The organism is Flavobacterium sp. UW10123, from assembly GCF_040538975.1.
Taxonomy (GTDB): Bacteria; Bacteroidota; Bacteroidia; order Flavobacteriales; family Flavobacteriaceae; genus Flavobacterium.
Window position 1 is genome coordinate 78,854 of sequence record NZ_JBEWQE010000005.1, and the last position, 12,118, is coordinate 90,971.

Annotated in this window: 10 protein-coding genes; 6 read left to right on the plus strand and 4 right to left on the minus strand. The window is 33.9% G+C overall.

Annotated features, from left to right (window positions below; genetic code table 11):
• Window positions 1-12: 12 nt before the first annotated feature.
• From ABXT06_RS07505 to ABXT06_RS07515, 3 genes are all read right to left on the minus strand, one after another.
• On the minus strand, window positions 13-1,104 hold the full coding sequence (locus ABXT06_RS07505) for a PepSY-associated TM helix domain-containing protein (RefSeq protein ID WP_354590181.1): 1,092 nt from the start codon (window positions 1,102-1,104) through the stop codon (window positions 13-15).
• A 56-nt stretch (window positions 1,105-1,160) separates the two neighbouring features.
• Window positions 1,161-3,542, minus strand: coding sequence for a TonB-dependent siderophore receptor (locus tag ABXT06_RS07510; protein WP_354590182.1), 2,382 nt, complete (start codon window positions 3,540-3,542; stop codon window positions 1,161-1,163).
• 141 nt (window positions 3,543-3,683) lie between these two features.
• Entirely contained in the window at window positions 3,684-4,256 is a 573-nt protein-coding gene (locus tag ABXT06_RS07515) for a hypothetical protein (protein WP_354590183.1), read from the minus strand.
• A gap of 323 nt (window positions 4,257-4,579) precedes the next feature.
• Between ABXT06_RS07515 and ABXT06_RS07520 the strand changes: the two genes are divergently transcribed.
• The 6 genes from ABXT06_RS07520 (at window position 4,580) to ABXT06_RS07545 (ending at window position 11,503) form a co-directional block, all read left to right on the plus strand.
• Window positions 4,580-5,479: a carbohydrate kinase family protein gene (locus tag ABXT06_RS07520; RefSeq protein ID WP_354590184.1), complete on the plus strand. Its 900-nt coding sequence runs from the start codon at window positions 4,580-4,582 to the stop codon at window positions 5,477-5,479.
• A 159-nt stretch (window positions 5,480-5,638) separates the two neighbouring features.
• On the plus strand, window positions 5,639-7,816 hold the full coding sequence (locus ABXT06_RS07525) for an HAD-IIB family hydrolase (protein ID WP_354590185.1): 2,178 nt from the start codon (window positions 5,639-5,641) through the stop codon (window positions 7,814-7,816).
• Between the two features lie 214 nt (window positions 7,817-8,030).
• Window positions 8,031-9,542: a glycoside hydrolase family protein gene (locus ABXT06_RS07530; RefSeq protein ID WP_354590186.1), complete on the plus strand. Its 1,512-nt coding sequence runs from the start codon at window positions 8,031-8,033 to the stop codon at window positions 9,540-9,542.
• Between the two features lie 7 nt (window positions 9,543-9,549).
• A complete protein-coding gene (locus ABXT06_RS07535) occupies window positions 9,550-10,071 on the plus strand; it encodes a PPC domain-containing DNA-binding protein (protein ID WP_354590187.1) in 522 nt (173 codons plus the stop codon).
• A 75-nt stretch (window positions 10,072-10,146) separates the two neighbouring features.
• Window positions 10,147-10,737, plus strand: a complete 591-nt coding sequence (locus tag ABXT06_RS07540) for a Crp/Fnr family transcriptional regulator (RefSeq protein ID WP_354590188.1) — start codon at window positions 10,147-10,149, stop codon at window positions 10,735-10,737.
• Window positions 10,738-10,813: 76 nt separating this feature from the next.
• Complete coding sequence (locus ABXT06_RS07545) at window positions 10,814-11,503, plus strand: CPBP family intramembrane glutamic endopeptidase (protein ID WP_354590189.1); 690 nt, start codon at window positions 10,814-10,816, stop codon at window positions 11,501-11,503.
• Window positions 11,504-11,663: 160 nt separating this feature from the next.
• Here ABXT06_RS07545 and ABXT06_RS07550 read toward each other — a convergent pair whose 3' ends face one another.
• Complete coding sequence (locus ABXT06_RS07550) at window positions 11,664-12,020, minus strand: hypothetical protein (protein WP_354590190.1); 357 nt, start codon at window positions 12,018-12,020, stop codon at window positions 11,664-11,666.
• Between the last annotated feature and the right edge of the window lie 98 nt (window positions 12,021-12,118).

The following is a 12,118-nucleotide window of genomic DNA, read 5'->3' on the forward strand; positions in this document are numbered from 1 at the left end:
TTATAAACCATATTATTTCTTTTTCTTTTTAGACTTTTTCCCTTTCTTCCACCAAATTATAAATCCAGTAATAGGCAAAGAAGCGCCAATCAAACTGACCAAACTCCAGATTATTTTTCCTGTAAGTCCGAAGAAAACTCCTGTGTGCAAGTCGTGATTACTAGCTTCATAAACATCGGCGGCGTTATTGTCTTTGTATAATTTGGTTCTTAGCATCTGCCCTGTTTTTCCGTCAAAGAAAAGCGTATTTTGATTTCTTGCCCAATCATTTGGATACGTCATTCTTAAACGCAGTTCTCCTGTTTTTCTGATTGAAAATGAAACCGAAGTTGCTCCAGGATATTTTGCATTTGCACTTTCGTAGATATTGTTATAACGAACAGAAATGGTTGTCGAATCCATTTTGGCATTAGAAACTACTTCATCACCTTTTCTGAGCTTGCTTCCTGTTACCAGACTAACTCCTTTTTTAACAGCATCATATTTAAAATACGTTCCCGAAAAAGCAATTAAAAGCAAAAAAATAGAAGCATAAAAACCCAAAACCTGATGCAGATCAAAATTGATTCTTTTAAATGAACCGCTCCATTTTATCTTCAAGGATTGTTTAAGCAGACGTCTCTGTTTTGGAAACCATAAAATTAATCCCGTTACGAGCATGACGATAAAAATCACAACCGACCAACCTTGAATAAATTCACCAACTTCACCCAAAAGCAAAGTACGATGTATTTCTAGTACAGTATTTAGCCAGTCTACTCCTTGCTGATTGATTAAAGTCCCATCATACGGATTGAAATAATAGGTCTTCTTCTTTTTGGTAGAAATTTGAACTGCGGCATTAGCATCAGCTTTATCAATTTTTAAAGCCGTAATTTTCTGTTTTGGTTCCAGACGTTCATAATTTTCAATTATAATTTTTAACCCTATAAATGGCTTTTCCTGAACAGGAACATGAAGATATTCTTTGTTCTCAAAATCGCGAATTTCTTCTTCAAAAACATAAAGAAATCCTGTAATGCTCACTATAAAAACAATGAGGCCCGATGCTAAACCGAGCCACAAATGTATTTGTCTGATAGTATTTTTAAAACCTTTGGTCATAATTTGCAATAAAATCCAAATGTAGATAATATCATTTTAAATGCCGAATTGAATTCTTAGAATTTAAACGTAATATTTCCTGTAACTCTCGTTGGGTTTTGTGCTGCTAAACGATATGACCAGTATTTTTCGTTGGTAAGATTGTCAACTTTTAAACCTAACCTAAATTTTGGTCTGTCGTAAAATACAGAAGCATCTAAAACGGTGTAAGAAGGAATGCTGAATTTAAATGTAGACGTATTCGTTTGATAATATTCGCTTCCATAAATTCCTCCAAAACCAAATCCAAGACCAGACGCAGCGCCTTCAGTTAACCTGTAACTTGCCCAAAGATTGGCAGTTGTTGGCGAACCAGCTGTTGTAGGTCGCAAGCCGTTAATGCTCGGATTAGCTTTTGTGTATTTACTGTCATTATACGTATAACCAGCCACAATGTTTAAACCTTTAATCGGATTTGCAATCAATTCTGCTTCAAAACCTTTACTCAATTGCGTTCCGTCTTGAATCTGAAAGTTTAAGTGATCTGGATCATCGCGAGTCACATTGGTTACTTTTATGTCATAATAACTAAAAGTTGCACTAATTTTGTTGAAGTCAAGTTTAACGCCACCTTCTAACTGATTCGCCTGATTTGGTTTAAAAGTATTTCCATAGAAATCAGATCCGCCAACATTGTTGAATCCGTTCATATAGTTTCCAAAAACAGAAACTTTCTCTTTTACCACTTGATAAACTGCTCCAAATCTAGGAGAAAATGCCGTCTGATTGTAATTTCCTGCAATAGAATCACGACTCGGATAATATACGCCTTTATTAATGTAACGGTCAGCTCTAACACCTCCCATAACCAATAATCTATCCGTAACATTCAATACATCCGAAACATAAGCACTGTATGTTCTTTCGTTGTTTGACACCATGTTAGTATAAGTGGCAGTTGCAAATAAAGGCTCAATTTTGTTTAGCGTAAAATTGTTGTAAGCATCACCTGGTTTTCTAAAATTAATTGCTGGCATGTTTACTGTTGCATCGTTACGTGTCGCACGAAGACTGTAAAAATCTAATCCAGCCACTACTCTATTACGCAATTTTCCAATTTTAAAATCTCCGTTGAAGTTTTGCTGAATATCAGTTCCATAATACGGATAATCCTGATTCGTAACTTGCTGTCTCAACGTTTCGTTACTCAACATTGTCAAAGCCACAACATATCCTTCTGATGAAGATCTTGTTCGCGAAACGATAGTTTGTGAAGTCCATTCGTCTGAAATTTTATATTTCAATTGCGCAAAAATATTGTATTGCTGACCTGTGTAATTTACTGTATTATTAGCAAATGAAAGTTTGTACGGAATTCCTAATTCTTCAATGCTATGAGCCGTAGCATCTGCTTTTGTATAAGGTGCTAATCGTGTTGGCGAAGTTCCTTTTGAAGCGCTAAATTCGGCGTCAATTAATAAAGTCAATCTCTCGTTTACTTCATAAGAAAAACTTGGCGCAATAAAAAAGCTTTTATTGAAACCTGCATCTTGGAAACTTCTTTCGCTATGCAAAGCCGTATTAATTCTAAAAAGAGCCGTTTTATCTTCGTTTAGCGGAGTATTAATATCAGCCGTTAGACGATTCAAATCCCAATCACCAGCTGAAAAAGACACTTCACCTTTAAAGAAATTAAAAGGCTTTTTGGTTACTCTGTTAAACAATCCACCAAAAGAAGAAATTGTACTTCCAAATAAAGTTGCCGACGGCCCTTTTATTACTTCAATACGCTCTAAATTTGACGGATCAATTGAATTATAGGTAAAACTTCCAACCCCATTTCTAACCAATTGCGGCGTAGCAAAACCTCTAGAAATATTAGTTGTCCTTCCTTGATTTCTTACTTCGGCAATACCTGCTCCAGGAACATTTTTAAAAGCGCTATTATAATCTGTAATAACCTGTTCTTTCATCAATTCCTTGCTTACAATAGTATAAACCTGAGGATTTTCCATGTTTTTCAGTTTCATTTTAGAAACCTCTTCACTTTCTTTTCTCGCAAATCGATTTCCTCCAGAACTTACAATCACTTCTTCTAATTTTTGCGAAGTATAAGTCAATTCAAAATCAAGAGTAACTTCTGTATTATTTTGATCAATAATAACTGAAGCTGGAGAAGATTCGTAACCGTTTAATTTTATTTCAACTAAATAAGTTCCGAAAGGAATATTTTTTAATTGGTAAGTACCATCAGAATCTGTTGTTGTCGTTTTATTTAATTCTGAAATTTTAACTGTTGCACCTTGTAAATAATTTCCGTCTTTAACAACAGCTTTACCCGAAATTGCACCTACAGTTGATTGAGAAAAAGCCGTTTCTGAACATAAGAAAAGAATCAAAAAGGCTATAAACACTTGACATAAAGCATTGTTTTTAAGTGTTTTGAAAATTGTTTTCATATAAAATCTGTAATTTATCCTTATTTAGACTGGTTACAAATATATAAACGGAAACTGACTTCTTAGCAAAAGATTAAAACTTTCTTAAAAAATAATTAAAATACAAACAAGGGGTTTCTCGTGTATTACAGAGATCTAAGATTATAGAAGATTGCCTTCCCAATCTGTTCTCTTAGGAACAAACATTTTATGCCATTTTTCTACAAAAACATTTATGTTTTGCATATCAGATTGTATCAATTTTGAAAGCTTAGCAACTTCAATTTCGTAACCATTTTTAGTATAAAATTTTCTAAGTTTATGTTTTGGCAAAAAAAGCATATAGAATAATGGTGGACCTTTATATTCATCACTTCTCAATCTCATTTTAGTAGAAATCTTATCGGGAGTTCCAAATTCTAAACCATCAAAATCTTTTAAAAGTGATAATGAATTTAAAGAAGGATTAAGCTCATAAATATTCAAATGAATTTGAATCCATTTTTCACCTTGAAGTATATTAACAGAAATTTGCTCCAAATAATTTCCGGATGATAATCTGCCAAAATCATAAGCATAACCGCGACTGCTTCTGTCGTATTGACCGTGCCAAGAAGTTTTAAATGGAGAAAGTTCAAAACCGTTTTTTAATAAAGAAGGAATTCCAACTTCTTTAAAAATTTCATTTCTAACTTTTAGAAGCTCTTTGTCTTCAACTTGGTAAAATAATTTCATTTAAAATTTCAAATAGTTTTTTGAAAGTAAAATTTTATTAGCAAACTGTTATATCGACTTTAAATTTATTAGAAACAACCTTTATAAGATTATGAGAAAATACAGTTTTTAACGCATTTTATCCTCTAATAAGTTCTATTTTTATAAAAAAAAGACTACCGATTCCACAAATATAAATTAAAAATTCTATACTTTGTAAAGTGAACAGATTGTTATGATTTTTAGATTTAGGTTGCAGAAACGGTTATTCTTTTCTATTTTTATGAAATCGTGTGAAACTCTAATGATACGATTTAATGTTTTAAAAATAAGAGAAAATTAAAATGAATAACGACAAAAAACTAAAAGCTGTCGCTTTCGGAGAAGTACTTTGGGACATTTTTGATAATGAGAAAAAAATTGGTGGCGCACCTCTAAATGTAGCTCTTCGCATGAAAGCTTTGGGCGTAGATTCTAATATGATTAGCTGTGTAGGAAATGATGCAGACGGAGAAGCAATCATTGATGAAGTCAAAAAATTAGGCCTAGACACTAATACCATTCTAAAATCTGATGACTTCCCAACAGGATTGGTAAATGTAACTTTAGACGATACAAAATCGGCTACTTATGAAATTCTTTATCCTTCTGCTTGGGACAAAATCATCCTAAACGAAGAAACGAGAGAACTGGTTGTTAGCTCAGATGTTTTAATCTACGGAAGTCTAGTTTGCCGTGATGAAGTTTCGAGAAAAGCTTTAGAAGAATTGCTCAACACACATACCTATAAAGTTTTTGATGTTAATCTTCGAAAACCGCACTACGATTATGAAACTTTACAGCATTTAATGCAGTCTGCTAATTTCATCAAATTTAATGACGAGGAAATTTTGGAAATCAGTGCCGCTTTCAATTCCCCTTATAGTACATTAGAAGAAAACATGAATTTTATATGCTCTTTGAGCAATGCTACTGCAATTTGCGTAACAAGAGGAAAAGATGGTGCACTATTATTATGGGATAAACATCTTTACGAAAATGAAGGCTACACTGTAAAAGTCGAAGATACGGTTGGTGCTGGAGATTCTTTCTTAGGAGCTTTGGTCACTTCACTTTTAAGCGGAAAAGAACCGCAAGCTGCCTTAAATTTTGCTTGTGCCACAGGAGCTTTGGTCGCGGGATCGGTTGGTGGGAATCCTAAAATTTCAATATTTGATATCGAAAATTTAATCAATAAAAATTAAGATTATGAAAAAGCCTGATTTAAAATATCAGGCTTTTTTTATAGTTAAAACACTCTATTTCTCTTTCAAACATGGGAAATATGTAAATTTTAAATGAAATTATTTCTTCCTAATCTATATGGGCGCAGTAACTTGTGATTTCAAATAATTTAAGGAAGAATGATGAAAAAATTACGAATTTCACTAATCAATATACACGGACTTTTGAAAGGTTCTGGTCTAGAAATAGGACGAGATGCAGACAATGGAGGCCAGACCAAATACATATACGAATTAGCCGAATTTTTATCCCAGCATGAAGATGTAGAACACGTTCATCTTTTTACCAGATTAATAGACGATCCCGCTCTTTCTCCTGAATATGCAGTGCCTGTAGAAATTATCAATGACAAATTGGACATCAGGCGAATTCCGTTTCTAGGAAAAAAATACAAGCCAAAAGAACAGCTTTGGGAAGGTCTTGATACTTTTGTAAATGGTGCGATGCAGCACATCAAACAGCATAATATTTTTCCTGATTGGATTCACTCCCATTATGCAGACGCGGGATATGCCGCAGCCGAATTATCTGCCGTTTTAAATATTCCTTTTGCTCATACGGGACACTCATTAGGATTTTACAAAAAGAAAAAATTAATAGAAAGTGGAGAAACAGAGGAAGAACTCGAAAAAAAATTTAAATTTAAAGCCCGAATTGCTGCAGAAGAAAAAACATTAGAACTTGCCGAATTTATAGTTACTTCTACAGAACAGGAAATTGAAACTTACAAGGCATACAAAAATTTCGAATTAGGAAAATACCACGCCATTTCTCCCGGAATAGATACCCGAAAATTTGTACCTTATTATTATCAGGAAAACGATTCTGATAAACATATGGAAGAAGCACAACGAAAATATTGGGTTGCAGAATCCATTTCTAAATTCCTAACCAATCCGCATAAGCCTATTATTCTAGCACTTTCGAGACCTGACCGTCACAAAAACTTAAACACTTTAATTGAAGTTTACGGAAAAGACAAAGAGCTGCAAAGCATAGCCAATCTGGTCATTTTTGCGGGTATTCGAAAAGACATTGCCAAAATGCCTGAATCCGAAAAAAACGTTCTAACCGATTTGCTTCTTTTAATGGACAAATACGATTTATATGGAAAAATGGCTATTCCGAAAAAGCATGATGTCGAAAATGAAGTTTCGATTATTTATCGATATGCCGCAGAAAAAAGAGGTGTTTTTGTGAATTTAGCCTTGCATGAAAATTTCGGCTTGACCGTTATAGAATCAGCTAGTTCTGGACTTCCTGTTGTAGTGACCAAAAACGGTGGACCTTCAGAAATTATTCCAGTCTGCCAAAACGGAGAATTAGTAAATCCGCAAGAAGAAAGTCAGATCAAAAAAGCACTTCGAAATATTTTGACCGATGAAAATCAATGGAAATATTATTCGAACAATGGCGCCATCAATATTCAGAAATATTATAGTTGGGTCAGTCACGTCAATCAATATGTCGATTTGATCAATGAGAATTTATCGGTTTCTTCGACCGGAATCAAAAAACAGCATTATCCCAATATCAATATCAGTCGATTGAAACGAAAAATCGATCACTTATTGGTTTCTGATATTGACGGAACATTGATTGAACCAAAACTAGCCAATCCAGGTCTGAAAGAATTAAAAGCACATTTGACCAACCGAACCGATAAAATGGCTTTTGCAATGGCTTCGGGGCGAAATTTGGCTTTAGTAAAAAAAGTAATTGACGAAGAAGAATTTCCCCTACCCGACTTCATAATCTGTTCTGTTGGAACAGAAATTTATTACACTAACGGAAAGGATTATATTTTGGACAAAGGCTGGGCAAAATTCCTCGCTGGAAGATGGAAAAGAGAAGATATTGTAAACAGATTAAAAGCCATTAAATGGATCAGGATTCAGGAAGAAGAAGCTCAAAATCCCTATAAAATCTCGTATTACTATGAAAAAGAACAATACAATCATGACGAATTAATTACTGTTTTAGGAACAGGCTGGTATAAAGTCAATATTATTCCGAGTCACGGACAATTTTTGGATTTTATTCCTAAAAGAGCATCAAAAGGAAATGCGATTAAGTTCTTGTGCAGAAAATGGTCTATTCCGTTAAGCAATGTAATTGCTGCAGGAGATTCTGGAAACGATGTCGACATGTTTAGAGGTCCCGTAAAAGGAATTATTGTAGGAAACCGAAGCGCAGAACTGGCAGATTATGAAACAACAAAAAGTATTTATGTCGCTAAAACTTCGGCTTCAGAAGGAATTTTGGAAGGCTTAAAATATTATAAAGTCATTAAATAATTGTATTCGTTGAGCATAAAAGATAAGCCATGACCCGAGCGATAGCGAACAGGCGAAAAGCAATTACACGAATTAGCGCGAATTTAAAAATAGTTCAACGACAACTTTGTCAAAGTTTTAAACTTTGACAAAGTTCATCAGATTTAAAATTCGAGAAAATTCGTGTCATTCGTGGCAAAAAAAAATATACTAACAGTTTAAAATAAATAATAAAATGTATTCAGGTTCAGGATTTAGCAACTGGGAAATTGGAGATGTTGATGTATTTATAGATGAAAAAGGAATTCATCATTTATTTCATTTAATTATTCCTAATCACGATTATATAGCACATGCAGTCTCAAAAGATGGTCTTTCGTGGAAACGAGTAAAAAATGCCTTATTTGTTGGCGATCCCGGAGAATGGGACGACGATATGTTATGGACGATGCACATTAGCAAAAAATCGGATGGCGAAGGTTATGAAATGTATTATACTGGCTTGAAACGTCAGGATAAAGGAATTGAACAAAAAGTAGGAAGAGCCATTTCTGCCGATTTAATTACTTGGAAAAAAGAAAATCTATACGGACTTCCTTTTAAAAGCGAAGCCCCACATTATGAAGGCCCAAACAACAATCCGCGACAATGGATTAGTTTTCGTGATCCTTTTAAATACCAATACAAAGGTGAAGATTATCTGTTAATCTGCGCACGAAGCGCCTCTGGACCAACATACCGCAGAGGCTGTATTGGTGTTGCTAAAAGAGAAAAAGAAGGTTTTGTATTGCAGAAACCGCTTCATATTCCGTATGTGTATGACGATGTGGAATGTCCTTGTGTTTTTGAAATTAAAGGAACACATTATCTTTTAGGATCCATCAGAGAAGATATTAAAGTCCGTTATTGGTCTTCTCCCGAGTTTAGAGGAGAATATTCTGCTTTTCATAATAATGTTTTAATGCCTCAAGGAAATTATGCAGCAAGAGTGGTCAAAGAAGGGAAACATTTTCTAGTTTATAATTTCTATTTCGCAGACGGAAATGTCAATACGCACCGAGTAATTCCGCCTCCAAAAGAACTCGATGTCGACAAAAGCGGACGACTTTTATTGAAAAGCTATTATTACTGGCAGAAACTCTATCAGAAAACAATTCTTCAAAAAGACCTTCCTCTTCCCTTGCCTATTTTAGGAAATCCAACAGCCGATTTTGTTTTAGAAAATGAAAGCAAATGGCGTTTTGGTTGCCGAAGCGGATATGAAATATACGGTTTCGAAAAACCTTCTAATGATTTTGTCTGGGAAGGAACATTATCTGTAGAAGGAATGGGAAAAACAGGTTTTGTAATTGAATGTGATAAAGAAGGCACAGGATATTATATTTCGATTGATTTTATGAATGGTTTTGTCCAATTTAGAGCTTGGGGATTCAATGAAAAGGATGTAAAAAATAATTTTATCTTTGAAAACATTCAGACCAATCAATTTGAAATTAGTGAAGAAAAACAGATTTCATTTAAGATTATCCGCTATGGAAATTACTACGAGCTTTCGATTAACGACATTGTCAAGCTGACATTACTAGATTTTAAATACAATGAAGGAAAAATTGGAATTTACGTCTGTTCGGCAGTTATCTCTATAAGCGATTCTAAAATTCATGTAATTCCAGAACCTGAAAACGAATATGCCGCTTCAGATCCTGAAAAATATGATAATGAATTGCAACCTAATTCTTTAATTTAAATAATTTATGAATATTCAAACCTTTAAAATCCAAATTGCGTTAGTGCTTTTACTAATTTTTAATGCCGCTAATGCACAACAAAAAGATGCTGAAAAATGTCGTCATACCAAGACCAATTATGGATTTCTGATGGTTCTTCGCGAAGGCGATAATGTTTTGGCATTAATTGAAAACTTGGCAAAAGAACAAAAAATACCTTCGGCCAATTTTACTGGAATTGGTTTTGCGCAAGAAGCCACTTTCGGTTTTTATGATTTCGGCGAAAAGAAATTTCATCCTAAAACTTTCAATAAAGTCGAAATGGGAAGCATTACAGGATCTATTGCCTGGAACGGAGACAAACCTTCGATACACATGCACGGCGTGGCAACCGATGACAAATTTGATGCGTACGGTGGTCATATTTTGGGCTTAAAAGTTGGAACAGGTTCTATGGAAATTTATATCACGTTAAACTCAGAAAAATTAGAAAGAAAAGTAGAACAACCGCTGAATGCGAACGTTTTACAATTGCCTTGTTTGAAGTAGATTTTGGTTAAAAGAGCTGTTTTTATTTTGAAAGATAAAACCTATATTGGCATTCCAAACTCATAATTTAATAAAATGCCGCAAAGTCCGTCTCCAGAAGAGGTAAAGAGAGTTTTCGAAAATTATTTTTCTGCCGATATGAATATCTGGAAAGGGTTTTCAGAGAAAATTAAAGTCCGTGAATTTAACAAGTCAGAAATCATAAAAGATTATCATGGTGTCGAAAAATATCTAAACATCATCATCAAAGGATCTGCGGGTTTATTTGTTTGGGATGGAAAAAGAGACATTTGCATTAATTTATTATATGAAAATAGTTTTATAAGCGATTATATGTCTTTCTTAAATCAGCAGCCATCGGTTATTAAAACTGAAGCTTTAGAAGATGTAACGCTTTGGTCTATTTCTCATCAAGATTTAAATGAATTATACCAAAGATCTGAAACAGGCTTGCGAATTGGAAAAGCCATTTCTGAAATGCTTTATGTACGCAAACAGCAGGAACAGATTAATCTTTTGACGCTTTCTCCTCAAGAACGCTATTTGAAACTTATAGAAGGTCGTCCAGAAATTTTTCAGAGAACACCTTTAAAAATCATTGCCTCTTATCTCGGATTAACAGCAGAAAGTTTAAGCAGAATTCGAAAAAGAGTCATGGAAAAATGATTTCTTACCCAAAGTCAATTTTATTTTCATTTATGCGCCATAAGTTTGCTTCACTAAACCAAACAAATTTAAAACGATGAAAAATAAAATCAACTTTGGAGCAATTATAGTTTTTTATGTAATCGCAGTAATCTGCAGATATGCAGCTGTAAAAACCAATTTATTATCTGGAATAGAAAATCCGTATTTAGTGATTTTGCTGCGTGGCGTTGGCCCAGCTTTAGGAGCTTTAGCAGCAATAAAAATATTCTCACTTCATAACCCGATGTCATTAAAAGGAATATACAAAAACGCAATTGTTCCTTTTGTGGTTTACTGGCTACTTCCTGCCGTTTTAATTGCTGGCGTTTACTATTTTACCATTGGAAAATTCCCAATTTTATTAATGTTTACTGTTTTAGCCTATGGCCTTTTGGAAGAAATTGGCTGGCGAGGATTTTTACAAGAGCAATTAAAATCGCTTCCTAAATTTACTTCTATATTGATTATTGCTGTCCTTTGGTTTGCTTGGCATTTAAATTTAGAAACCACACCAAGCAACATGATTTTCCTAGGAATCATTTTCTTCGGAACTTGGGGAATCGGAAAAGTATATTCTTCTACAGGATCATTGCTGGCTGTGGCAGGAGTTCATTCGCTAAACAATTTCTTTCGTAACGGTTTGCACGAAACAGAACTTACACTAATCGCTATTTTATTAGTAATCTGGATTGGTTTTATTATTCTTTACAACAGAAAATACAAAACTGCTGTAAATCCGGCTTAACTTATTGCTGCAGGCAATTGATATATTTTCTGCAAAACCTAAAAGAATAATTTTTTCACGCAGATTTAGCAGATTATGCAGATTTAAATCAGTGGAAATCCTTTTAATCTATGGCAAAAAAAAACAGCGCAAACATTTTAAGTTTTGCGCTGTTTCTATTCTAATTTAACCTTTCTGTAGTTTCAATTCTCAAACAATGTTCACTGCCAAGATACAACGGATTTCCATGTTTCTCAGACCAGAATCCGTCTAAAACATCTTTAGTGATACATCTGTAAACTACAACACCTTTATAAATTTTATTGTCTTCTCCTTTATAATTAAAATTAATTACCAGAATTTTATCCTTAAAAAAGCCTGTTCCTTTTTGCTGATGCGAATTGATAACCCAATTTGCTTTAATTCTGTTATTTTTATCCAACGTTAAAGTCAAAACACCTTTGTATGTAATGTCATTACTTTCGTCCTGATTGCTTCCCGAAACAGAAAAGGTGCCTACTAAATCTTGTATTGTCATTGGTAAATGCTGCTAATTTTCGGCAAAAATAAAGATTATCTTTTAAATGAATTTCTTGCTTTCATTTTCTCTAATAAAAGCCATGTTTGTCTTTTAAG